24 protein-coding genes are annotated in these 24,545 nt (G+C 57.5%); 5 read left to right on the top strand and 19 right to left on the bottom strand.

Annotated elements, in window-relative coordinates; genetic code table 11:
- Window positions 1–38: 38 nt before the first annotated feature.
- On the bottom strand, window positions 39–740 hold the full coding sequence (locus MX657_RS19385; RefSeq protein WP_346806479.1) for a pirin family protein: 702 nt from the start codon (window positions 738–740) through the stop codon (window positions 39–41).
- Window positions 741–844: 104 nt separating this feature from the next.
- Between MX657_RS19385 and yhaJ the strand changes: the two genes are divergently transcribed.
- On the top strand, window positions 845–1,747 hold the full coding sequence (gene yhaJ, locus MX657_RS19380; RefSeq protein WP_003862655.1) for a DNA-binding transcriptional regulator YhaJ: 903 nt from the start codon (window positions 845–847) through the stop codon (window positions 1,745–1,747).
- A gap of 41 nt (window positions 1,748–1,788) precedes the next feature.
- Here yhaJ and MX657_RS19375 read toward each other — a convergent pair whose 3' ends face one another.
- From MX657_RS19375 to MX657_RS19325, 11 genes are all read right to left on the bottom strand, one after another.
- The gene (locus MX657_RS19375) at window positions 1,789–2,154 is read right to left on the bottom strand and encodes a DUF805 domain-containing protein (RefSeq protein ID WP_061096989.1); all 366 of its coding nucleotides are present in this window, start codon (window positions 2,152–2,154) and stop codon (window positions 1,789–1,791) included.
- A gap of 108 nt (window positions 2,155–2,262) precedes the next feature.
- On the bottom strand, window positions 2,263–3,249 hold the full coding sequence (locus MX657_RS19370) for a glutathione S-transferase family protein (RefSeq protein WP_217480338.1): 987 nt from the start codon (window positions 3,247–3,249) through the stop codon (window positions 2,263–2,265).
- Between the two features lie 72 nt (window positions 3,250–3,321).
- A complete protein-coding gene (locus tag MX657_RS19365; RefSeq protein WP_010435893.1) occupies window positions 3,322–3,714 on the bottom strand; it encodes a DoxX family protein in 393 nt (130 codons plus the stop codon).
- Between the two features lie 210 nt (window positions 3,715–3,924).
- Window positions 3,925–4,221 carry a YqjK-like family protein gene (locus MX657_RS19360; protein WP_014885330.1) on the bottom strand — a complete coding sequence of 99 codons (297 nt, stop codon included), beginning with the start codon at window positions 4,219–4,221 and terminating at the stop codon, window positions 3,925–3,927.
- Complete coding sequence (locus MX657_RS19355; protein ID WP_013098867.1) at window positions 4,218–4,616, bottom strand: phage holin family protein; 399 nt, start codon at window positions 4,614–4,616, stop codon at window positions 4,218–4,220. Before MX657_RS19355 ends, MX657_RS19360 begins: the two co-directional genes overlap by 4 nt.
- Window position 4,617: 1 nt before the next feature.
- Window positions 4,618–4,923 carry a DUF883 family protein gene (locus MX657_RS19350; protein WP_008503141.1) on the bottom strand — a complete coding sequence of 102 codons (306 nt, stop codon included), beginning with the start codon at window positions 4,921–4,923 and terminating at the stop codon, window positions 4,618–4,620.
- 29 nt (window positions 4,924–4,952) lie between these two features.
- Window positions 4,953–5,321, bottom strand: a complete 369-nt coding sequence (locus MX657_RS19345) for a DUF1090 domain-containing protein (protein WP_080328278.1) — start codon at window positions 5,319–5,321, stop codon at window positions 4,953–4,955.
- A gap of 143 nt (window positions 5,322–5,464) precedes the next feature.
- Window positions 5,465–5,848, bottom strand: coding sequence for an EnvZ/OmpR regulon moderator MzrA (gene mzrA / locus MX657_RS19340; RefSeq protein ID WP_080328277.1), 384 nt, complete (start codon window positions 5,846–5,848; stop codon window positions 5,465–5,467).
- 2 nt (window positions 5,849–5,850) lie between these two features.
- The gene (yqjA, locus tag MX657_RS19335) at window positions 5,851–6,513 is read right to left on the bottom strand and encodes a DedA family general envelope maintenance protein YqjA (RefSeq protein ID WP_045286330.1); all 663 of its coding nucleotides are present in this window, start codon (window positions 6,511–6,513) and stop codon (window positions 5,851–5,853) included.
- A 344-nt stretch (window positions 6,514–6,857) separates the two neighbouring features.
- Window positions 6,858–7,634, bottom strand: a complete 777-nt coding sequence (gene exuR, locus MX657_RS19330; RefSeq protein WP_080328276.1) for a transcriptional regulator ExuR — start codon at window positions 7,632–7,634, stop codon at window positions 6,858–6,860.
- 115 nt (window positions 7,635–7,749) lie between these two features.
- Entirely contained in the window at window positions 7,750–9,048 is a 1,299-nt protein-coding gene (locus MX657_RS19325; protein WP_080328275.1) for an MFS transporter, read from the bottom strand.
- A gap of 476 nt (window positions 9,049–9,524) precedes the next feature.
- On the opposite strand from MX657_RS19325, the gene uxaC reads away from it, so the two are divergent.
- Window positions 9,525–10,937, top strand: coding sequence for a glucuronate isomerase (uxaC, locus tag MX657_RS19320; RefSeq protein WP_080328274.1), 1,413 nt, complete (start codon window positions 9,525–9,527; stop codon window positions 10,935–10,937).
- A 17-nt stretch (window positions 10,938–10,954) separates the two neighbouring features.
- A complete protein-coding gene (locus MX657_RS19315; protein ID WP_346806474.1) occupies window positions 10,955–12,442 on the top strand; it encodes a UxaA family hydrolase in 1,488 nt (495 codons plus the stop codon).
- 95 nt (window positions 12,443–12,537) lie between these two features.
- Here MX657_RS19315 and sstT read toward each other — a convergent pair whose 3' ends face one another.
- The 4 genes from sstT to MX657_RS19295 form a co-directional block, all read right to left on the bottom strand.
- On the bottom strand, window positions 12,538–13,779 hold the full coding sequence (gene sstT, locus MX657_RS19310; protein ID WP_119916452.1) for a serine/threonine transporter SstT: 1,242 nt from the start codon (window positions 13,777–13,779) through the stop codon (window positions 12,538–12,540).
- Between the two features lie 219 nt (window positions 13,780–13,998).
- Window positions 13,999–14,967: a TerC family protein gene (locus MX657_RS19305; RefSeq protein WP_119916451.1), complete on the bottom strand. Its 969-nt coding sequence runs from the start codon at window positions 14,965–14,967 to the stop codon at window positions 13,999–14,001.
- 251 nt (window positions 14,968–15,218) lie between these two features.
- Window positions 15,219–16,217 (bottom strand): Gfo/Idh/MocA family protein, encoded by a 999-nt coding sequence (locus MX657_RS19300; protein ID WP_217480336.1) that lies wholly within the window; start codon window positions 16,215–16,217, stop codon window positions 15,219–15,221.
- A 70-nt stretch (window positions 16,218–16,287) separates the two neighbouring features.
- Entirely contained in the window at window positions 16,288–16,791 is a 504-nt protein-coding gene (locus MX657_RS19295) for a YgjP-like metallopeptidase domain-containing protein (protein ID WP_080328269.1), read from the bottom strand.
- 83 nt (window positions 16,792–16,874) lie between these two features.
- On the opposite strand from MX657_RS19295, the gene rlmG reads away from it, so the two are divergent.
- The gene (rlmG, locus tag MX657_RS19290; RefSeq protein ID WP_346806472.1) at window positions 16,875–18,011 is read left to right on the top strand and encodes a 23S rRNA (guanine(1835)-N(2))-methyltransferase RlmG; all 1,137 of its coding nucleotides are present in this window, start codon (window positions 16,875–16,877) and stop codon (window positions 18,009–18,011) included.
- Window positions 18,012–18,093: 82 nt separating this feature from the next.
- On the opposite strand, the gene MX657_RS19285 is transcribed toward rlmG, so the two are convergent.
- From MX657_RS19285 to lsrR, 3 genes are all read right to left on the bottom strand, one after another.
- Window positions 18,094–20,115: an NADPH-dependent 2,4-dienoyl-CoA reductase gene (locus tag MX657_RS19285; protein WP_346806471.1), complete on the bottom strand. Its 2,022-nt coding sequence runs from the start codon at window positions 20,113–20,115 to the stop codon at window positions 18,094–18,096.
- Between the two features lie 142 nt (window positions 20,116–20,257).
- Window positions 20,258–21,844: an autoinducer-2 kinase gene (gene lsrK, locus MX657_RS19280; protein WP_346806469.1), complete on the bottom strand. Its 1,587-nt coding sequence runs from the start codon at window positions 21,842–21,844 to the stop codon at window positions 20,258–20,260.
- Between the two features lie 34 nt (window positions 21,845–21,878).
- Window positions 21,879–22,847 (bottom strand): transcriptional regulator LsrR, encoded by a 969-nt coding sequence (gene lsrR / locus MX657_RS19275; RefSeq protein ID WP_010435856.1) that lies wholly within the window; start codon window positions 22,845–22,847, stop codon window positions 21,879–21,881.
- Between the two features lie 215 nt (window positions 22,848–23,062).
- Between lsrR and lsrA the strand changes: the two genes are divergently transcribed.
- Complete coding sequence (gene lsrA / locus MX657_RS19270) at window positions 23,063–24,544, top strand: autoinducer 2 ABC transporter ATP-binding protein LsrA (protein WP_346808577.1); 1,482 nt, start codon at window positions 23,063–23,065, stop codon at window positions 24,542–24,544.
- Window position 24,545: the final 1 nt, after the last annotated feature.

Genomic DNA, 24,545 nt, shown 5'->3' with positions numbered 1-24,545 from the left:
CACCCCAACCCCTCTGGGGAGAGGGGCGAGTGGGTTCTTTAAACCGGCAAATCAATCAACAGCGCGCGCAGCGGCGTATCGGCAATCAGGGTGATATTCGCTTCATCACGAATAAATGCCCCGTCGCCGCAGGTGAGCGCTTCTTTCTCTTCCGCGTGCGTGACCGCATGCACCGTACCGTGAATGGACTGCAAATAGGCGCGCGGACCGTGCAGCTGGAAGCTCGCCTGTTCACCTTTCTTCAACTCTATATGGTGCAGCCACACCTGCTGACGCAACTGCAGGCTGTCTTTGCTGCCATCAGGCGAGGCAATCAGCTGCTGTTTGTCGCCCTTCAGTTCGATCTTTTGTACCAGCGGGTTTTCCCGCTCAGGGCAGGCGTCCAGCCACAGCTGCATGCGGGTCAGCGTTTTATCTTTGCTGAGGTTATGCTCGCTGTAGCTGATGCCCGGCTGCGTGGAAATTAACAATGCTTCGCCAGCCTTTGCCTGGACATGATTGCCCTCGCTGTCGCGGTATTCTGCCTCGCCTTCCAGGATCAGGTTCAGGATATCGACTTTCGGGTACGTACGCGGCTGGAAGGAGGCGCCCGGGGCGAGCACTTCCTGATTCAATACGCGCAATGAAGCGTAACCGAGGAGTTTCGGGTCAAAATAGTGTCCAAAGGAAAAGGTGTAGCGGGCCTGCAGCCAGCCGAAATCGGCTTGACCGCACTGTTTAGCTGTTCTTGTCGTAATCATAAACTTGACCTCTCTTTACACTAAATCAATGGTAAAGGTATGGACGCTGCATTGTTAGCCAGATATTCTGCCCGGTATGTTCAAATTTCCTGAATGAGAACGAGATGGCTAAAGAGAGAGCATTGACGCTTGAGGCGCTTCGCGTCATGGACGCGATTGACCGACGCGGGAGTTTTGCTGCGGCGGCAGATGAACTGGGGCGCGTTCCGTCTGCGCTGAGCTACACCATGCAGAAGCTGGAAGAAGAGCTGGACGTGGTGCTGTTTGACCGCTCCGGTCATCGAACAAAATTCACCAACGTGGGGCGGATGCTGCTGGAGCGCGGTCGTGTCCTGCTGGAAGCGGCGGACAAGCTCACCACGGATGCCGAAGCGCTGGCGCGAGGCTGGGAAACCCACCTGACGTTAGTCACCGAAGCGCTGGTGCCAACCGAAGCGCTGTTCCCGCTGGTGGATCGCCTGGCGGCGAAGGCCAACACGCAGCTGTCGATCATCACCGAGGTGCTGGCCGGGGCGTGGGAGCGTCTGGAGACGGGCAGGGCGGATATCGTGATTGCGCCGGATATGCACTTCCGCTCATCCTCGGAAATCAACTCCCGCAAGCTTTACAGCGTCATGAACGTCTACGTTGCCGCGCCGGATCACCCGATTCATCAGGAGCCGGAACCGCTTTCTGAGGTCACGCGCGTGAAGTATCGCGGCGTGGCGGTGGCGGATACCGCGCGTGAACGTCCGGTGCTGACGGTTCAGCTGCTGGATAAACAGCCTCGTCTGACGGTGACCTCGCTGGAAGACAAACGGCAGGCGCTGCTGGCCGGTTTGGGCGTGGCGACGATGCCCTACCCATTTGTAGAGAAAGATATCGCGGAAGGGCGACTGCGGGTGGTGAGCCCGGAGTATACCAGCGAAGTGGACATTATTATGGCGTGGCGTCGCGACAGCATGGGTGAAGCCAAATCGTGGTGTCTGCGCGAAATTCCAAAGCTTTTTGCGCATCACAATAAATAAGCGTGCAGGCCCGGTAAGCGTAAGCGCCACCGGGCATGAATTTACGCGCCGATCTTAGGATCCGGACCAAAGCGGTTTTCGCCCGGCGTGCCGCTCTGACAGTTGAAAATCAAAATCACGATCCAGCCAACAAGCGGGATCAGCAGCAACAGCAGCCACCATGCCGAACGATCGGTGTCATGAAGACGTCGGAACAGCACGGCCCAGGAAGGCAGCAATACCAGCAGACCATAAATCGTAGTGAGAACGCCTTCACCGCCCGCCCGTTCCCAGCCGAGGATTTTATCCACAATGCCCAGCACCATAATCAAGACGAAGTTCACCAGAACGAACATCCAGTACTCTTTGCGGCGGGCGCGGCCACCAAATCCAATGTAGTTGCGCAGTACTTTTAAATACCAGTCCATTTTTTCCTTGCCTCAATAATCGGTCAATCACTTGTTTTTTAAGCGATCGAGATAAGGATAGATGGAGATTGTGAATTAAAAAAGGGCATCTGGTGATGCCCTTCGTATTTATCCAAAACGAACGTCGCGCCCGTGCGGCTCATCCAGGTCCTGCCACGGGCCAATGGAGATAATGCCCGTCGGGTTGATGGTTTTATGGCTGCGGAAATAGTGGGTGCGAATATGGTCAAAATCGACCGTCTCCGCGATCCCTGGCATCTGATAGATGTCGCGCAGGAAACCGTGCAGATTCAGGTAGTCACTGATACGGTGCTTATCACACTTGAAGTGGGTGACGTAAACCGGATCAAAGCGGATAAGCGTAGTCCACAGGCGGATATCCGCCTCCGTCAGGCGATCGCCCGTCAGATAGCGATGCTGGCCGAGGATCTGCTCCAGTCGTTCCAGGGACTCAAAAACTTTCCCGACCGCTTCGTCATAGGCTTCCTGGCTGGTAGCGAAACCGGCCTTATAGACGCCGTTATTCACGTTGTCGTAAATCCAGCCGTTCAGCTCGTCAATTTTATCCCGCAGCTCGACCGGGTAATAATCTCCGGCGCGGGCGCCGTGCGCGTCAAACGCGGTGTTAAACATGCGGATGATTTCCGCAGACTCATTGCTGACAATTGTCTGGTTTTTCTTGTCCCAGAGCACCGGTACGGTAACGCGGCCGGTGTAGTGCGGATCGGCGCGCAGGTAGAGCTGGTAGAGGAAATCGTGGTGATACAGGTCATCACCGGTCGCGGCGGGGAAATCACTGTCGAACGTCCAGCCGTTTTCCAGCATCAATGGGTTCACCACCGAAACCGGAATCAAGGATTCGAGCCCTTTAAGTTTGCGAACAATCAGCGTGCGGTGCGCCCACGGGCAGGCGAGAGAAACATACAGATGATAACGATCTTTCTCGGCCGCGAAGCCGCCTTCACCGCTCGGGCCGGGAGCACCGTCGGCGGTCAGCCAGTTACGGAAGGCCGAAACAGAGCGCTTGAAGCGTCCGCCGGTGGATTTGGTGTCATACCAGACATCCTGCCAGACGCCGTCTACGAGTTGTCCCATTTTTTTCTCCTCCGTCAGATAGCAAAAGCGAGGAAATATTTCCTCGCTTTGTGTTCAGTCAGTATAGCCTGCTTACCACTTCTTATTCAGAAGGCGGTCGATGCTGTATGCGCCTGGACCCGTGATAGCCAGCAGCAGGAAACCACCCGCGATGGTCAGGTTTTTCATGAACATCAGTGAGTTCACGCCTTCCGCAAAGTTGCTGTGGAACAGGAACGCGGTCAGCAGGGTGAAGCCTGCGGTAAACAGCGCAGTGGTGCGGGTCAGGAAACCGAACAGAACCGCCAGGCCGCCGCCGAACTCAAGCAGAATAGTCAGTGGCAACAGGAACCCCGGAACGCCCATGGCTTCCATGTACTGCTGGGTACCCGCGTAACCGGTGATTTTTCCCCAACCTGCCACGATGAACAGAATTGGCATCAGAATACGCGCGACCAGTACACCAACATCTTCTAATTTTTTCATTTTACTCTCCAGGAAACCACATGAGCGGCTGAACATTATTTGTCTGCAATTCCGGGTAGATACCGCGGCGCTGCTGTCGATGGAGAGGATAATAAACGGGGCGGGTGGCAATTGTTAGCAAGGAAAACTGTCAATCTTCTTCAAAGATATTGAGCAAGGTAGTGTGCGCAAAAACAAAAAACGGTAACCTGAGTTACCGTTTTGCGTTTATCACCGCAGCTGCTGTTGTCGCAACGTCGCCTTCACCAGACGCCAGGCGCTCCAGGCACCAAAACCGCGTCGGGCCCAGCGGATGAGCATATTCGGATGACGAACCGTCCAGATAGCCATCACGCTGCTGCCGACCAGCGCCCACGAACGCAGGCTCAGGAAGGTATTCCAGCCACGGTCAAACCGTCGCGTCGCGTCGATCCAGTCACGGCGGCTGGCAGACAGATCCAGCCGCTGCTGCTGGATCTGACTTAACAGGTACGCTTTTCGCTTCTGACGTTCCGCTTTATCGCTCACGGCTTGTCATCCTCCAGCAGGGCGCGATCGTTAGCCAGTTCCTGGCGCGTGTGGCGCAGGAAAGTGGACTTGCGCGCTTTACGCATCGTCCATATGCCGCCAATCAACGCCGCGACCAGCAGAACGACGGTGGTGGCAATCATCGCGTTGAGTCGATACTGCGGGTCAATGGCCCAGATGATTAACACCATCAGGCTCATCAAACCAAACGCGGCGAAGAGCATGGTCAGCCCGAGCATCAGCAGCATCTGGAAGAGGTTCGCTTTCTCCTCTTCCAGTTCGACCACTGCCAGCCGGACGCGCGTTTCGGCAATCCCAACCAGCGTCGTCAAAATACGCTGGCCGATGCCGAGGACGTTATTAGCAGGCCCTTGTGCGTGACGAGGATCTTCCATATTAACGACGCGTCAGCAGGACACCCAGCACCACACCGACTGCGGCACCAATTCCGACACCCGTCCATGGGTTATCACGTACATATTCGTCCGCGCGCGCAGCCGCTTCACGGGTCTGCTTCGCCAGCGCATCACCGGTTTCACCCAGGCGATAACGGCTCTCTTTCAGCGCCTGCTCCGCTTTGCTGCGCAGCTTGCTGACTTCTTCTTTCGACTTATCGGCAGAAGAGTTCAGCACCTCTTCAAGGGTATCGGCCAGGGATTTCAGTTCAGCGCGCAGATGTTCAGACGTCGTATCTTTTGACATGATTCTCTCCTGTTGAGATTTCCGTTAACTCAATAATCGCGAGCTTCCAGCGCTTTCAGGTCGTCCTGCGCCTCTTTCAACTTCTTCTCGCGCTTAGCAATTTTTTCCGCATCCCCTTTCTCTTTCGCTTCCTGCAGGTCGTGACGGCGCTCGGCTATCTCGTCCTTCTGTTCAGCGATCTTCTTCTGATGGTCAGCACGTAGCTTGCTGTCTGAACAGTTCGCCTTCACTTCGCTCAGCGCTTTTTTGAGACCATCAACACGGTGCTGATTGTTATGCTTTTCGGCATAACCGATCTCACGCTGAATATCCTGTTCTTTCTCCTGACAGAGAGAGTTTGCGAAGGACGCAGTGCTTAAAGAAAAAAGGGCCAGAGCCAGAGTCATGCGGAATTTCATTATCGAAACCTTCCATTGTGTTGCGGCGTAAGCCGCTATCCAAAATTATGCGGAGTACATTCGAGGGGTGCTCCGCGTACTTAAGCATAGTAAGTAAACGGGGGATTCACCAAAGTGAGTGAAAAGATTCGGAATCCTGGTAATTATCCAAACCGACGCGACGTATCGCGAATCAATGACAACCACGCGGCTGGCGGGTTGTCATCTTCCTGCAGGGCAATGATATAGCCGTGCGGCAACGTACGGTCAAGAACCGCTTTCGCGGCAGCGCTCTGCGCACGGGAATCAAACTTGATCAGTAAAACATCGTCCTGCGGGGTAATGCTTTTAAAGCGGATTCCGTTTGCATCCAGATGATGCCAGACGGAAAAACCGTCAGGCACACCACTCCCCTGGTTTACCGGACGAATGGCAAGCGTAGCATCCTGATGCGAAAGCGTATTCCAGGCCAGCAGTACGGCGCTGAGCATCACCAGTGCAATAAAGGCACAGGCAAAGCGGCGCATGGCGAGCGGTGAGATAACCATCGTTAACCTCGCGCTCCGTATTTTTTCTTCCACAGCACAACCAGAGAGCCAATCAGGCCGAAGACCAGCAGAACAACAGGCAGCAGCATCAGGCAGGACATCAGCTGATCTTCATACTTCATGAAGACCGGCGTTTTACCCAGCGCATAGCCCAGCGTCGTCAGGATCAGAACCCATAACAGACCGCTCATCCAGTTGAAGAACTGAAAGCGTGTGCTGCTCAGCCCGGAAAGTCCGGCAATGGTCGGCAGCAGGGTGCGGACAAAGGCGATAAAGCGCCCAATCAGCAGCGCGGAAAGCCCATGCTTATGGAAAAGGTGGTGCGCCCGCTGGTGATAGTGTGCAGGCAAATGAGAAAGCCAGTTCTGGACGATCCGGGTATTACCGAGCCATCTTCCCTGGATATAACTCACCCAGCAGCCAAGGCTGGCCGCGACGGTCAGTAATAAAATGGTCTGTGGGAACGCCATAGCGCCTTTGGCACACAAAACGCCGACAAGCACCAGCAAACTGTCTCCTGGTAAGAAGGCCGCAGGCAGCAAACCATTCTCAAGGAACAGGATCATAAACAGGACGAAGTAGAGCATGCCAATCATGGAAGGGTTGGCCAGCGTTTCAAAATCCTGCGCCCAGAGGGCATGCAGCAGTTGAGTCAAAAGTTCCATTCAGTGTTCCTGGAAATCGGTTAACGTCACGCCTGTTAGCCGGGACAAACAGCACGGCGACATTGTTGTGATTTCATTATGGTCGCTCGCGGACACATTGCGGTGTGGCCAACACTGTTCCCTGTTAATTGGCTGGTTAGCAAGCACTAACTTACAAAATAACGAAGTGAATCCAATTGTAACAAAGCCCAACGTTCTGCGTCACAGAATTTGCGGGGTAAAATGATTTTGGCGGAAGCTATGGAGGGGAGCGAGAGATTTTACAAAGGCTGACACTATATATGTTTTGCTTACCCACTTATGCTGGAAGGCGCAATGAAGCGCCTGCCAGGCAGTAAGGCCAGTTATTTTGCGGCACTCGAGGCTGTATCGAGATGAACGACAGGATTATCAGCAAAAAGATAGCGGTCAGCGTTAAATTCGAAGTCGTCGCTGGTTTCATTGAACAGCATCTGTTTGGTGTTTTCCAGGTGTTGCCACATAGCCAGCTTCGCAGCGTGAGGGTCTTTACGAATCAGTGCCTTAAGGATTTGATCGTGGTCGTCACACCAGTTGTCCACGGTACGGGAATCGATATGGTCGTGCAGTTTTTTCCAGTACGGGTTATGAACGCGCTGAGTCCACATTTTCTCCACGATTGCTGCCAGCGCCGTATTCTGGGTTGCCAGGGCGACCTGAACGTGAAACTGCAGATCCCACTCTGAATCGCGGAAACATTTTTCCTTGCGGGCATTCTCCTGAATTTCCATCAATTTCATGATGTCCTGCTTGGTCACCTGCGTGGCCGCAAATTCCGCAATATTACTTTCGATCAGCTGGCGAGCCTGGAGCAGCTCAAACGGACCGTAGCTGGCGAATTCCAGACTTTCGTCCGCCACCGGAGAGTGTTTCGGCTGATTTGAAATCACATGAATGCCCGAACCTTTACGAACCTCAACGTAGCCTTCCACTTCCAGCATGATTATCGCTTCGCGTACCACGGTGCGGCTTACGCTTTTTTCATCCGCGATAAAGCGCTCGGCGGGCAGTTTATCACCGACAAGATAGACCCCTTGCTCGATGCGATCTTTCAGCTCGGCAGCAAGTTGTTGATATAAACGACGTGGTTCGGTGATTTCCATATGCGCTCCAGGCAGGGTACGGCAGATGATTTGTTATACCACTTTCGCGGGCTACTCTCCAGATTTTGCCATTAAAAAAGCCGCCCGGAGGCGGCTTCAGTGAAACGCATTTTCGCTAACTCTGCGTTGCCGGTTTTCCGAGGGACTCTTTCGCCAGCTCCTCCGCCGATTTGCTCTTCAGCACCGTCCAGATAACCACCGCGCCCATCAGGTCGAAGATTGCCAGCACTGCGAACAGCGGGCTGAAGCCGATAGTATCCGCCAGCGCGCCGACTACCAGGGCAAACATGGTGCTTGCGGTCCAGGCGGCCATCCCGGTCAGGCCGTTTGCCGTTGCCACTTCGTTACGACCAAATACGTCAGAGGAGAGCGTAATCAGCGCGCCGGACAGGGACTGGTGAGCGAAGCCACCGATGCACAGCAGGGCGATAGCCACGTACGGGCTGGTGAACAGGCCGATCATGCCCGGGCCAATCATCAGCAACGCGCCCATGGTGACGACCATTTTACGGGAGACAATCAGGTTCACACCAAACCAGCGCTGGAACAGCGGTGGCAGGTAACCGCCCACGATACAGCCCAGGTCAGCGAACAGCATCGGCATCCAGGCGAACATCGCGATCTCTTTCAGGTTAAAGCCGTAGACTTTGAACATGAACAGTGGGATCCACGCGTTAAAGGTACCCCAGGCCGGTTCTGCCAGGAAACGCGGCAGGGCGATCCCCCAGAACTGACGAGTCCCCAGGATCTGCCAGACGGACATCTTCTTGCCATTGTTGGTCTGATGCTGCGCTTCCTGACCACCAATGATGTATTCGCGTTCTTCTTCGGAGAGTTTTTTCTGATCGCGCGGGTGTTTATAGAAAATCAGCCACGCCATTGCCCAGGCAAAGCTCAGTACGCCAGAGATGATGAACGCCATCTGCCAGCTGTGCATCACGATAGCCCACACCACCAGCGGTGGCGCAATCATTGCACCGATGGACGAGCCCACGTTGAAGTAACCGACCGCAATGGAACGCTCTTTTGCCGGGAACCACTCGGAACTGGCTTTCAGGCCCGCCGGGATCATTGCGGCTTCTGCCGCACCGACCGCGCCACGCGCCAGCGCCAGGCCGCCCCAGCTGCCTGCCAGCGCCGTAGCACCGCAGAACACTGCCCAGGCGATGGCGAAGAAGGCATAGCCGATTTTGGTACCAAGAATATCAAGAACATAACCTGCAACAGGCTGCATGACGGTGTAAGCGGCAGAATACGCCGCGATGATGTAAGAGTATTGCTGCGTGGAGATATGCAGCTCTTCCATCAATGTCGGCGCCGCGGCTGCCACGGTGTTACGTGTCAGGTAGCCCAGCACGGTGCCTAACGTCACCAGTGCGATCATATACCAACGTAACCCTTTAATTTTACGCATCTAAAACCTCATCGTTATGTTATTTCCGCGCCAGAGCACGTCAACCTCTCAACCGTTGCCGGGAGCAGTTGTGTAACGGGAGGGGCGTAACCGGAAGACTCTCCCGGAACGGCCCGAACCTTGCCATAAGTAAGCGTGCATAAGTCGGTATCCGTACCGTTAAATCTGGTGTATCTGACACCAGGAATGCATTCCGTCGGCTTATAGTTTGCGACGGCGAAAAGATAACTTGTCATACAACTTTAAAAGGTGAGTGACATCACAAATGTATGATTCTTTGTGGGGACATTATTCGTTGCGGGTGAAGCCAGTGCTGGCGCGGCCTGTAGAAGGGTTTACCCCGTTCTGGGTAATTTTTTTGTCGACGTTTATTGATCTGACTCACGAAAAAAACTTCGGTCAGTGGAAATTGGTGTGATAACTTTGCAGCATATGAACATACGCTTTCTGACGCTCCCGTAATGAGGAAGACGATAATGACGCCGTTTATGACCGACGATTTTCTGTTAGATACCGAATTTGCCCGCCGCCTGTACCACGACTACGCAAAAGATCAGCCGATTTTCGACTACCACTGCCACTTACCCCCGCAGCAGGTTGCCGAAAATTACCGTTTCAAAAACCTGTATGATATCTGGCTGAAGGGTGACCACTACAAATGGCGCGCGATGCGCACCAACGGTGTGGCCGAGCGCCTGTGTACCGGCGACGCCACAGACCGCGAGAAGTTTGACGCCTGGGCGGCCACCGTTCCGCACACCATCGGCAACCCGCTTTACCACTGGACGCACCTCGAACTGCGCCGTCCGTTTGGCATCACCGGCAAGCTGCTGTCTCCGGCCACGGCGGATGAGATCTGGAACCAGTGCAATGAACTGCTGGCGCAGGATCAGTTTTCCGCGCGCGGCATCATGAAGCAGATGAACGTGAAGATGGTGGGCACCACCGACGACCCGATTGACTCCCTGGAGCATCACGCGGTCGTCGCCAATGACTCCTCTTTTGACATTAAAGTGCTGCCAAGCTGGCGCCCTGACAAGGCCTTCAACATTGAGCAGGCCACCTTTACCGACTACATGGCGAAGCTGGCGGAAGTGTCCGATACCGATATTCGTCGTTTCGCCGATCTGCAAACCGCACTGACCAAACGCCTGGATCACTTTGCGGCGCACGGCTGTAAAGTCTCCGACCACGCTCTGGACGTCGTTCTGTTTGCGGAATCAAACGAAGCGGAACTGGACAGCATCCTGGCGCGTCGTCTTTCCGGTGAATCGCTTAGCGAACATGAAGTAGCGCAGTTCAAAACCGCGGTGCTGGTGTTCCTCGGCGCGGAATACGCCCGTCGCGGCTGGGTACAGCAGTACCATATCGGCGCGCTGCGCAATAACAACCAGCGCCAGTTCAAACTGCTGGGCGCGGACGTGGGCTTTGACTCCATCAACGACCGCCCGCTGGCGGAAGAGCTGTCCAGACTGCTGAGCAAACAGAACGAACAAAACCTGCTGCCAAAAACCATCCTCTACTGCCTGAACCCGCGCGATAACGAAGTGCTGGGCACCATGGTCGGCAATTTCCAGGGCGAAGGGATGCCGGGCAAGATGCAGTTTGGATCCGGCTGGTGGTTCAACGATCAGAAAGACGGCATGGAACGTCAGATGACGCAGCTGGCGCAGCTCGGCCTGCTGAGCCGCTTTGTCGGTATGCTGACCGACAGCCGCAGCTTCCTGTCCTATACCCGCCATGAATACTTCCGCCGCATTCTGTGCCAGATGATTGGCCGCTGGGTGCACGCGGGCGAAGCGCCAGCGGATATCCAGCTGCTGGGCGAAATGGTGAAAAACATCTGCTTTAACAATGCGCGTGACTACTTCGCCATTGAACTGAACTAAGGCCGTCTGAGGTTGATATGCAATACATCAAAATCCATTCGCTGGATAACGTTGCCGTCGCGCTGGCAGATTTAACCGAAGGCACGGAAGTGACCTTCGACAACCAGTCGGTCACGTTGCGCCAGGCCATTGGACGTGGACACAAGTTTGCCCTGATCCCCATTGCGAAAGGGGAGAACGTGGTGAAGTACGGTTTGCCCATCGGCCATGCGCTGGCGGATATTGCGCCGGGTGAATACATCCACTCCCACAATACCCGTACCAATCTGAGCGATCTGGACGAGTACAGCTATCAACCTGATTTACAGGCAGAAGAAGGGCAGGCGGCGGATCGCGACGTGCAGATCTACCGCCGCGCCAGCGGTGAGGTGGGGATCCGCAACGAGCTGTGGATCCTCCCGACCGTAGGCTGCGTGAACGGGATTGCGCGTCAGATTCAGACCCGTTTCCTGAAAGAGACCCGTGATGCTGAAGGCACCGACGGCGTACATCTTTTCAGCCACACCTACGGCTGCTCCCAGCTCGGTGATGATCACATCAACACCCGCACGATGCTGCAAAACATGGTGCGGCACCCGAATGCGGGCGCGGTGCTGGTGATTGGGCTGGGCTGTGAGAACAACCAGGTGGATGCTTTCCGCGACACGCTGGGCGAATTCGATCCTGAGCGCGTGCACTTTATGGTGTGCCAGCATCAGGACGACGAGGTGGAAGCGGGCGTTGAACAACTGCACCAGCTGTATGAGGTCATGCGCCATGACAAGCGCGAGCCGGGCAGGCTGAGCGAGCTGAAGTTTGGACTGGAGTGCGGCGGATCGGATGGTCTTTCCGGCATTACCGCCAACCCGATGCTGGGCCGCTTCTCGGATTACGTGATTGCCAACGGCGGTACCACGGTGTTGACCGAAGTGCCGGAGATGTTCGGAGCGGAGCGTATTCTGATGAGCCACTGCCGCGACGAAGAGACGTTTGAGAAGACCGTCACCATGGTGAACGACTTCAAACAGTACTTCATCGCTCACAACCAGCCGATTTACGAGAACCCGTCGCCGGGGAACAAGGCAGGCGGGATCACCACGCTGGAAGAGAAATCCCTCGGCTGCACCCAGAAAGCGGGCGCAAGCCAGGTGGTGGACGTTCTGCGCTACGGCGAACGCCTGAAAACCCACGGTCTGAACCTGCTGAGCGCACCGGGCAACGATGCGGTCGCCACCAGCGCGCTGGCGGGGGCGGGCTGTCACATGGTGCTGTTCAGTACCGGGCGCGGTACGCCGTACGGCGGGTTTGTGCCGACGGTGAAAATCGCCACCAACAGCGAGCTGGCGGCGAAGAAAAAGCACTGGATCGACTTTGATGCGGGCCAGCTGATCCACGGTAAAGCGATGCCGCAGCTGCTGGGCGAATTTGTGGACACGATTGTGGAATTTGCCAACGGCAGGCAGACCTGCAACGAGAAGAACGACTTCCGCGAGCTGGCGATCTTTAAGAGTGGTGTGACGCTTTAAGTGCTTTGTCGGGTGGCGCTAGCGCTTACCCGACCTACTGAACCCAGTAGGCCCGGTAAGGCGTAGCCGCCACCGGGCTTTTCTTTTTAACTGCTTTAACTGCGCAGGGCATTCTTCGCTAAACGCGCGTCTTCCGCCTGACAGGCCGCTGCGGTAAACAGCACGTCGGTAGAGGAGTTCAGCGCGGTTTCGCAGGAGTCCTGCAGCACGCCGATGATAAAGCCAACGGCCACAACCTGCATCGCGACTTCGTTCGGGATGCCAAACATATTGCACGCCAGCGGGATCAGCAGCAGCGAGCCGCCCGCCACGCCGGATGCGCCACAGGCACACAGCGACGCCACCACGCTCAGCAGCAGCGCGGTTGGCAGATCCACCGGAATGCCCAGCGTATGCACCGCCGCCAGGGTCAGCACGGTGATGGTGATCGCCGCACCCGCCATGTTAACGGTCGCGCCCAGCGGAATCGACACGGAATAGGTATCGCGGTCCAGGTTCAGCTTCTCCGCCAGCGCCATGTTAACCGGAATGTTCGCCGCCGAGCTGCGGGTGAAGAAGGCATACACGCCGCTCTCGCGCAGGCAGGTCAGCACCAGCGGATACGGGTTGCGGCGGATCTGCCAGAACACCAGCAGCGGGTTAATCACCAGCGCCACCAGCAGCATACAGCCGACCAGGACGACCAGCAGCTGCGCGTAGCCCCACAGCGCGTCGAAACCGGTGGTTGCCAGCGTCGAAGAAACCAGACCAAAGATACCGATTGGCGCAAAGCGAATCACCAGCTTCACCATAAAGGTGACGGCGTTCGACATATCGTTCACCAGATTTTTCGTGGTCTCGTTGCCATGACGCAGCGCGAAGCCCAGACCAATCGCCCAGACGAGAATGCCAATGTAATTTCCGCTCATCAGTGCGGTGACAGGGTTAGAGACCATGCTCATCAGCAGACCGCGCAGCACTTCTACAATGCCGGATGGCGGCGTGATATCGCCGGCGGCGCTGGTCAGGTGCAGCGTGGACGGGAACAGGAAGCTAAACACCACAGCCGTTAAGGCAGCAGAGAAGGTTCCCAGAAGATACAGGAACAGAATTGGGCGAATGTTGGTTTTTTGTCCGTGCTGGTGGTTGGCAATCGACGCCATCACCAGCATCAGCACCAGTACCGGTGCGACGGCTTTCAGCGCGCCAACGAAAAGGGTGCCGAGCAGTCCCGTTGCTTCCGCGGCAGGTTTTGACACCATCGCCAGCAGAATACCCAGTACCAACCCGACCAGAATTTGTTTTACAAGGCTGCCCTGCGCCAGGCGCGCGAACAGACCGCGTGATTGTGTGCTCATACGTTATTCCTGAGTGAAATTGCGTTCCATCCTGGATGTGCTCTAAGTCACATTTGTGTCCGGATGTAAGTATTTATTTGCCTGGTTGAGTATCAGGGAAAGCAGCGAAAGGCGGAAGCGTAAAATGCTGGATTTTACGTGTCACATCATATTTTTTAACTATTGCGTCACAAAAGTGTGTCCACCCTCTCCCTGAGGGAGAGGGCCGGGGTGAGGGGATTACTCCACCTGCTGCTTCTTATCGTGCTGGCGGTTAACCCAAGTATTGATAATCAGCGTCACCAACAGAATGCCAAACACCACGCCGAGCGAAATGGCGATCGGGATGTGGTAGAAATCGACGATCAGCATCTTGATACCGATAAATACCAGGATCACCGACAGGCCGTACTTCAGCATCGAGAAGCGCTCTGCCGCGCCTGCCAGCAGGAAATACATGGCACGCAGACCGAGGATCGCAAACAGGTTAGAGGTCAGCACGATGAACGGGTCAGTCGTCACCGCAAAGATTGCCGGGATGCTGTCCACCGCGAAAATCACGTCGCTTAGTTCGACCAGAATCAGCACCAGCAGCAGCGGGGTGGCAAACAGCAGGCCGTTCTTGCGCACGAAGAAGTGCTCGCTTTCGATCTTGTCCGTCATACGCAGATGGCCGCGGATCCACTTCACCAGTGGCTTATCGCCGATACCGGTGTCGTCTTCTTTCGCCAGCGCCATCTTGACCCCGGTGAACAGCAGGAACGCGCCAAAGACATACAGCAGCCATTCGAACTGGGTAATCAGCCAGCTGCCGGCGAAGATCATGATGGTACGCAGGACAATGGCACCCAGCACGCCGTATACCAGCACGCGTCGCTGCAGGGCTGCAGGTACGGCAAAATAGCTGAACAGCATCAGCCAGACGAAGACGTTATCAACCGCCAGGGCTTTTTCAATCAGATAACCGGTGAGGAAGGCGAGCGCCTGAGGGTCGGCCACCGCACGGCCTTCGGTCGAGGCCAGATACCACCAGAAAACGGCGCAGAAAAGGAGTGAGAGGCTAACCCAGACCAGCGACCAGACGGCGGCCTGCTTAACGCTCATGCCGTGCTCGCCGCGACGACCCTGCAAAAAGAGGTCGATCGCCAGCATGATGAGCACGACAACCGCGAATCCGCCCCACAGCATTGGAGTGCCGACAGAATGCATACTATTTTCCTTACACATAAAAAACAAAAACGGCCATGGTCAGAAGACGATAGCCGTTAGCTTTTTATGCATAGACCTCGCCTTCCGGCAAGGTCTCACTTACAACCACGAAGGTTGCCCGGCGACCGGATGCGGTTTTGCACGCATCGTAATGACGATCCACCGGCGAAGAAGTTACTCCCCTTTGCAGGTAACAAAATATGTCAGACCATCGGTTTCGTCAATGGTCTGCGCCGTTTCATTACACAGCTTTACGCGATCGCTTCCGCGCCTACGCCGTCTGCCGGGAACACCACGCCGGTCTGGCGGCGGATCTCGGTCTGCAGCTTCGCCGTGGTGCGGCTTACCGCAAGGCCAGGGTGATTCACTTCATTATCTTCCACCAGACGGGCGAAGACCTCTGCCTCATAGAGCATAGTGTTAATATGTTGAGGCTGCGTCAGCTCCTGCGCTTTTCCGCCGCGCGGCACAAAGCTCACCTTCTGGCATTCGGAGATTTTTTCGATGACCAGCGACCCGGCTTCGCCCTGAATTTCGCTCGGCAACACGGAATCGCTCACCTTGGAGTGCTGTAGCGTGACGCTAAAATCACCGTAGTCCAGCACCACGACACCGTGCGCATCCACGCCGCTCTCCAGCAGGCTGGCGGTGGCCGTGACGCCGTGCGGTTCGCCCCACAGGGCCACGGCAGAGGCCAGGCAGTAAAAACCGATATCCATAATCGAGCCGTTCGAGAAGGCCGGGTTAAAGGTATTTGGGTTCTCGCCGTCGAGATAGCGCTGATAGCGCGACGAATACTGGCAGTAGTTGATAAAGGCTTTACGCACCTTGCCAATTTTCGGCAGGGACTGCTGCAACACGAGGAAGTTCGGCAGGCTGGCGGTTTTGAACGCTTCAAACAGCACTACCTGGTTTTCCCGCGCTAACGCAATGGCCGCTTCCACTTCTTCTATGTTAGAGGCCAGCGGCTTCTCGCAAATCACATGCTTTTTATGGCTGAGGAACAGCTTTGTTTGCGGGAAGTGCAGGGAGTTCGGGCTGGCGATATACACCGCGTCAATGGCGTCGCTTTGCGCCATCTCGTCGAGAGAGGTAAAGAGATGCTCAACGAGGTAGTCGTTGGCAAAACTCTGCGCCTGCTCAAGGCTGCGGGAATAGACTGCGGTAAGTTTTAGTTTGCCGGTTTCGTGGGCGGCGTCGACGAACTGGCGGGTGATCCAGTTCGTTCCAATGACTGCGAAACGTATCATAAACGTTTACGTACTCCGTAGCGGGGAACCTATAGCCACTGTAGCACGTCATCATGACAATTCGCGTGCGCTACTGCGCATTACTCTTTAACGATAAATGCGTCAGCCACAGGCGGGTATCAAACTCCAGCTGGTGGTACTGCGGCTCCATGTGGCAGCACAGGGAATAGAACGCTTTGTCGTGCTCTTTCTCTTTCAGATGCGCCAGCTCATGCACCACGATCATCCGCAGAAACGCTTCCGGCGCGTTACGGAACACCGTCGCGACGCGGATTTCGGCCTTCGCCTTCAGCTTGCCGCCCTGCACGCGGGAAACGGCGGTATGCAGGCCGAGCGCGTTTTTCAGCACGTGGATCTTGTTGTCGTACATCACCTTGTTGATCGGCGGCGCGCTCTTCAGGTATCGGTTTTTCAGATCCTGCGTATACTGCCAGAGCGCCTTATCAGTCGCGAAATCGTGCGTGCCGGGGTAGCGTTTTTCCAGCACCGCGCCGAGCTTCTGCTCGGCAATCAGGCTGCGAACCTGGGAAAGTAAATGCTCCGGATAGCCCTGGAGATAAGTAAGTTGGTTCATCAACGCCCCAAATCGACAATAAAACGGGTATACTCACGCACCCTTTTCAGGGATACGCCAAATTTTACCATTCAGGAGGGCCGATGAGCCACTTAGACAACGGTTTCCGTTCACTCAACCTTAAACGTTTCCCGGAAACGGACGACGTTAACCCGCTTCAGGCGTGGGAAGCGGCGGATGAATATCTGCTGCAGCAGTTGGATGAGACTGAAATTCGCGGCCCGGTTTTGATCCTGAATGACGCGTTTGGCGCGCTGGGCTGCGCCCTGGCGGAGCACGCACCTTACAGCATCGGCGATTCCTACCTGAGTGAGCTGGCGACGCGTGAAAACCTGCGCCATAACGATATCGACGAGTCCAGCGTGAAGTTCCTCGACAGCACCGCGGACTACCCGCAGGCGCCGGGCGTGGTTCTGATTAAAGTACCAAAAACCATGGCGCTGCTGGAGCAGCAGCTGCGCGCGCTGCGTAAGGTTGTGACGCCGGAAACCCGCATCATCGCGGGTGCCAAAGCGCGCGATATTCACACTTCGACGCTGGAGCTGTTCGAGAAAGTGCTCGGCCCGACCACCACAACGCTGGCCTGGAAAAAAGCGCGCCTGATTAACTGTACGTTCAGCGCACCGGAACTGGCCGACGCGCCAGAGACCCTGAGCTGGAAGCTGGAAGGCACCGACTGGACCATCCACAACCATGCGAACGTCTTCTCCCGCACCGGGCTGGATATCGGGGCGCGTTTCTTTATGGAACATCTGCCGGAAAATCTGGAAGGTGAGATTGTCGATCTGGGCTGCGGTAACGGCGTGATTGGCCTGACGCTGCTGGCGAAGAACCCGGACGCCAGCGTGGTGTTCAGCGACGAGTCGCCAATGGCGGTGGCCTCCAGCCGTCTGAACGTGGAAACCAACCTGCCGGAAGCGGTGGATCGCTGCGAGTTCATGATTAACAACGCGCTGTCTGGCGTAGAGCCGTTCCGCTTCAACGCGGTGTTCTGCAACCCGCCGTTCCACCAGAAGCACGCCCTGACGGATAACGTCGCGTGGGAGATGTTCCACCACGCGCGCCGCTGCCTGAAAATCAACGGCGAGCTGTACATCGTGGCGAACCGCCACCTGGACTACTTCCACAAGCTGAAGAAGATTTTCGGCAACTGCGTCACCATTGCCACCAATAACAAATTCGTGGTGCTGAAATCGGTGAAGCTGGGGCGTCGTCGGTAAGATCGCTTTGCCTGGCGGCGCTTCGCTTGCACAGGCCTACGGTTTTGTAGGCCCGGTAAGCGCAGCGCCACCGGGCAAGAAATCAAATCGCTAATGCCAATGTTGTCCCCTGCGCAATGGCGCGCCGCGCATCCAGCTCCATCGCCACGTCGCACCCGCCGATCAAATGCACCGTTTTACCCGCTTCGCGCAGCGGATCGGCCAGATCCCGCTTTGGCTCCTGCCCGGCACATAAAATCACATGATCCACGCGCAGCAATTGCGGCTCGCCGCCGATCGTGACGTGCAGACCCTCGTCGTCGATCTTCTGGTAGCTGACCGCCGGGATCATCTTCACCCCGCGCGAGAGCAGGGTGGCGCGGTGGATCCAGCCCGTGGTTTTGCCCAGCCCTTCGCCCGGCTTGCTGGCCTTACGCTGCAGCATCACGATCTGGCGCGGGCTTTTCGGCAACTGCGGCCCTTCTGGCCGTAATCCGCCGGACTGGTTCAGGCTGGTGTCGATACCCCATTCCACGCAAAACTCGGCAATGTTCTGGCTGGTGGCCTCGCCCGGCTGGCTTAAGTACATGGCAGTATCAAAGCCGATCCCGCCGCAGCCGATAATCGCCACCTTCTCGCCAACCGGCGCTTTGTCTCTTAATACATCCAGATAGCTCAATACCTTCGGATGATCGATGCCCTCGATCGCAGGCGTGCGCGGGGCGATCCCACTCGCCAGGATAACCTCGTCGAAATCGATCAGATCCGCCGCGCTGACAAACTGGTTAAGCCGCAAATCAACACCCGTCAGGTCGATCATCCGGCGGTAGTAGCGCAGCGTTTCATAGAACTCCTCTTTGCCGGGGATCTGTTTGGCGATATTAAACTGTCCGCCGATCTCACCGGCGGCATCAAACAGCGTCACGCTGTGCCCGCGGGAAGCGGCATTCACCGCAAACGCCAGCCCGGCGGGGCCAGCGCCCACCACGGCCAGGCGTTTTTTTGTCGCTGCAGGTACGACCGGCATTTTGGTTTCATGGCAGGCGCGCGGGTTAACGAGGCAAGAGGTGACCTTGCCGACGAAGATCTGATCCAGACAGGCCTGGTTACAGCCGATGCAGGTGTTGATCTCATCCGCACGGCCGCTTTGCGCTTTGGATAACAGCTCGGCATCCGCGAGGAACGGGCGCGCCATCGAGACCATATCGGCATCGCCGCGTGAAATCACATCGTCCGCCACCTGCGGATCGTTAATGCGGTTGGTGGTGACCAGTGGAACAGACACTTTGCCCTTCAGCTTGCGCGTCACCCAGCTGAACGCCGCGCGCGGCACCGGCGTGGCGATGGTCGGAATGCGCGCCTCGTGCCAGCCAATCCCGGTGTTGATAATCGTGGCGCCTGCGGCTTCAATCGCCTGCGCCAGCTGCACGGTTTCGTCAAACGTGCCGCCGCCTTCCACGAGATCGAGCATCGACAGGCGGAAGATGATAATAAAATCCGCACCCGCACGTTCACGCACCGCGCGCACCACTTCCACGGCAAAGCGCATCCGGCGAGCATAATCACCGCCCCATTCGTCGTCGCGCTGGTTGGTGCGGGCGGCGAGGAACTCGTTAATCAGATAGCCTTCAGAGCCCATAACCTCTACGCCGTCGTAGCCCGCCTCACGCGCCAGCGCGGCGCAGCGGGCAAAATCGTCGATCAGCGCCTGGATCTCGTCGTGGCTGAGGGCGTGAGGGGTAAAGCGGTTAATCGGCGCCTGAATAGCCGATGGCGCAACCAGCTTTGGCTGATAGCTGTAGCGCCCGGTATGCAGAATTTGCAGGGCGATTTTGCCGCCTTCGTTATGCACCGCGTCCGTGACAATGCGGTGATGCGGCAGCTGTGTCGCATCATTCAGAACTGCGCCGCCCTCCATCGTCACGCCGGAAGGGGCAGGGGCTACGCCGCCGGTGACAATCAGCGCCACCCCGTGGCGCGCGCGCTCGGCATAAAAGGCCGCCAGACGTTCAGCCCCGTCCGGACGCTCCTCCAGCCCGGTATGCATCGAGCCCATCAGCACGCGGTTTTTAAGGGTGGTAAACCCCAGATCGAGGGGGGCGAATAACGACGGGTAGCGGCTCATAGTCTCTTCCAGTGTAAAATTATTGTTATGTGGTCGGATGAGTTACTAATTTAGCCAGCGGCAGAAGAAAGGTAAAAGCGGGATCGAATGATTGTGATAGATCTCAAAGAACTTCCCCTCATCCCTGTGGGGAAGGAGAGGGTTAGGGTGAGGGGCGTGTGTCGCGCATCAGCCCCGGTGCCTGCCACATCGACGTCGTCAGCCCGCTGTCCACCAGCCCAAGCTGGTCGGCGTACACCGCCTGCCATTTCTGCATCATGCCGTCGTACAGCTCGCGGTGCTGCGGGTTCGGCGTGAACTCGCGGCTCCACTTCACCAGCCGTTCGCCCGTCGAGGCCATATCGGCAAACAGCCCCGCGCCCGTACCTGCGGCAATCGCGCAGCCGAGCGCCGTCGCCTCTTTCACTTCCGGCACGCGCACCGGCAGGCCGGTAACGTCGCTTAAGATCTGGCTCCACAGCGCCCCTTTCGAACCGCCTCCGGCAAACACCAGGCTTTCAAACGTCACGCCGGAGAAGCGCGAGATCTGCGCCAGGTTGCAGGCCGAGACGATCGCCGCATTCTCCTCCAGGGCGCGGAACAGCGTCGCTTTGTTGCACTTTTCCGGATCGATGGAGAGGTTAATAAATGACGGTGCGGCGTGGTACCACTGCTTAAAATGCATCGCGTCGGAGAAGATCGGCATCACCCCGTGGGAGCCTGCCGGTACGCGACTCGCCATCTCTTCCAGCAGGGAGTAGGTGTCCATCCCCATCCGTTCGGCAATCAGCTTTTCCTCCGCGCAAAAGGCGTCGCGGAACCAGCGCATGGTCAGCCCTGTGAAAAAGCTGATCGACTCCGCCTGCGCCATGCCGGGAATAACGTGCGGGTTCACGCGGATGTTCATCTCGGGGTCGGTGCGCACCTGCGGCAGGTTTACGACCTGCTGCCAGAAGGTGCCGCCCAGCACCGCCGTTTGCCCGGCGCGAACCACACCCAGCCCCAGACAGCCCAGCTGCACGTCGCCGCCGCCCATCACCACCGGGGTGCCTTCGCGCAGGCCGCTCTGCTGTGCGGCCTCTCTGGTAATCGCGCCCAGCACGGTGCCGGTCTCTTTCACCGGGGAGAGGATATCGGCGCGCAGCCCGGCCATGTCGAGCAGCGCCGGACGCCAGTCGCGGGAAAACAGATCCAGCATGCCGGTGGTGCCCGCGTTAGACGGATCGACCGCCAGCTCGCCGGAGAGCTTCGCCGCCAGCCAGTCGCTGATCATGGTGATGGTCGCAGCCTTGCGGTAGATGTCCGGACGATGGTGCGCCAGCCATAGCAGGCGAGGCATCGCGCTCAAGGCCAGCGTCTGGCCGGAAACATCATACACTTCCGATTCAAAACGATAGTCGTGGATCTCTTTGAGTTCGGCCACCTCGCGGCTGGCGCGGGCGTCAACGTTGGCGCAGGCCCAGATGGCCTCGCCGTTGCGGTCGTACAGCACAATCCCTTCGCGCATCGAACAGCAGGCGACGGACTGAATATCCGCCGCGCTCAGGCGCGCACGCTCCAGCGCCTGATGAATACACCGGCAGGCCAGCTGCCAGTTGGTCTCGAGGTCGAACTCCATCGACCCCGGCACGTTCTCCACGCTCAGGTGCTTCCACTCGGCCTGGCCGACGGCAACCTGGTTGCCCTGTAAATCGAAAATCACGGCGCGAACGCTGCCTGTCCCTGCATCTAACGCTAAAAGGTAACTCATGAGCTTGCCTCGTTGTTAGCGCAGGGCAACCCCGTTACGTCAGGGCCAGCACCGCGCGGGCTGTCGTCTCTTCCGTCACCAGGCCATTGATACGGCGACCCTTCAGTGCGGCATAAATCGCATCGGCTTTCTCTTCCCCTCCAGCCACGCCAACGATGGTGGGCAGTTGCGCCAGTTCATCGAGCGTGACGCCCAGCAGTTCTTTATGGATCTCCAGCTCCTCAACGCACTCGCCCTCCGCATTGAGGAAATAGCCGAGAATGTCGCCCACCGCCCCTTTGCGGGCGTACATCAGCTGTTCACCTTCGCTGATATAGCCGGAGCGCAAAATCGTCGCGTCACGGCGCTGGTTCACCGAACCAATGCCGACAACCGCCACGTCGGCGGCGGTGGCCGCGAGGATCACGTCCCGCACGCTGGTTTCGCGTTTTAAGATCCCGGCAACCTCGGCGGATGAGACGCGAAGCGGGGCGGGGATCATGCTGACGCTGCAGGCCGCGTCGAGCTGGCCGATACCGGTCATATACGGCCCGACGCCGCCGGAGAGCGTCACCAGGCGGATCTGCTGCGAGCTGATAAAGCCGCTTAAGTGCTGCAGGCTGCTCATGGTGGTTTCACCAAATCCCACCGCCAGCAGCTGGCCGGGTTCCAGCACGCCCATCAGCGACTGCGCCGCGCCAATGCCCAGCCGCACGTTCATCGGCGGGGTATTGAGGGCGGGCATCACGCGCACCAGCTTCAGGCCAAAGCGCTGCTGTAGCTCGGTTTCCAGCGCCAGACAGCCCTCGTAGCGGGAGTTGATCTGCACGCGGATCACCCCGGACTGACGACCCTTCTCCAGCAGGCGGGAGATTTTCAGGCGCGGCAGCCCGAGCCGCTCGCCGATGTCGTTCTGGGTTAATCCGTCGTGGTAGTAACACCAGGCCACGCGCGCCACCAGCTCCTCTTCCGCCAGTGCCAGCCCGGCAAACCGTCCTTCTTCCGCAGTGCGTTTATCGCTCATAGTTGAACTCTTATAAAAATTTAGATCATATGTTCGTGATGACGCGAAGGGAAAGTGTGAGCCACGCGACAAAACGGATCTTTTCGATCGTTTCTGGTTTATCTGTATCTCAATCGATAAAACTGTGATCCCTGCACGGTTGTAAATATAGTTCACCGTCTACGCTTTTGAACATTATTAAATCTAAAAATCATTTGTTCAATAGCGGAGCGATGATGACACCACTTCTCGACGCGCGGAATATCAGCAAGCAGTTCTCAGGCGTGCCGGTTCTGAAAGGCATTGATTTCACGCTGCTTGCGGGGCAGGTACACGCGCTGATGGGCGGTAACGGTGCGGGAAAATCGACGCTGATGAAGATCATCGCCGGGGTGGAAACGCCGGACAGCGGTGAACTTTCGGTCGCGGGGGAGTCTTTTGAACGGCTCACGCCCGCGCAGGCGCATAAGCTCGGCATTTACCTGGTGCCGCAGGAGCCGCTGCTGTTCCCCAACCTGACGGTGCGGGAAAACATCCTGTTCCGCCTGCCGCGCGAACGCGATCTGGAAAAGCGGCTGGCGGAGAAACTCCAGCAACTGCAGTGCCAGCTTAACCTCGACGCCGCAGCCAGCACCCTGGAGGTGGCGGATCAGCAGATGGTGGAGATCCTCCGCGGGCTGATGCGCAATGCCAGGATCCTGATCCTCGACGAACCCACGGCCTCCCTCACGCCGGGTGAAACCGAGCGGCTGTTCCGCCAGATCCGTGCCCTGCAGGATCTGGGCGTCGGCATCGTCTTTATCTCGCATAAATTGCCGGAGATCCGCCAGCTGGCAAGCCACGTCTCGGTGATGCGCGACGGTGCGGTAGTGCTGAGCGGCGAAACCGCGCAGTTTGACGATAACGCCCTGATCGCCGCCATGACGCCGGTAAGCCGGGAGAAATCCCTCAGCGATACGCAAAAGCTGTGGCTGGCGCTGCCGGGCAACAGGCGCACCCAGGCGCAGGATTTCCCGGTGCTGCGGGTGGAAGATCTCACCGGGGAGGGGTTTATCGATCTTAGCCTTGAGATCTACGCCGGGGAGATCGTCGGCCTGGCCGGACTGGTGGGATCCGGGCGCACCGAGTTTGCGGAAACGCTCTACGGCCTGCGTCCGGTGCGCGGTGGCCGGGTCTGGCTGGAAAACCAGGAGATCACCGGCGATCCGGTCAGTTCACGCCTGGACAAAGGGCTGGTCTACCTGCCGGAAGACAGGCAGGTGTCCGGCCTGTTCCTCGACGCGCCGATCCGCTGGAACACCGTGGCGCTGAACGAGCCGTCCCTCTGGCAGCAGCGCAAGCGGGAGTCTGCGGTGGTGGAGCGTTATCACCGGGCGCTGGGGATCAAGCTCAACTATGCGGATCAACCCGTACGCACGCTCTCCGGCGGCAACCAGCAGAAGGTGCTGCTGGCGCGCTGCCTCGAGGCCAACCCTTTACTGCTGATCGTCGATGAACCGACGCGTGGCGTGGACGTCTCGGCGCGCGCCGATATCTATCAGCTGATAAAAAGCGTGGCGGCACAGAACGTGGCGGTGCTGATGATCTCAAGCGATCTCGACGAGTTCCCGGGCCTGGCATACCGCGTGCTGGTGATGCATCAGGGCGTGCTCAGCGGCGAGCTGCCGCGCCACGCCGTCAGCCTCGACAGGATGATGGCGCTGGCATTCGGAGGGTAAT

The sequence above is a fragment of the Enterobacter chuandaensis genome, assembly GCF_039718975.1.
Lineage (GTDB): Bacteria > Pseudomonadota > Gammaproteobacteria > Enterobacterales > Enterobacteriaceae > Enterobacter > Enterobacter chuandaensis.
Note: the sequence above shows the minus strand (reverse complement) of the source record. Positions and strands in the feature narration are given on the sequence as shown.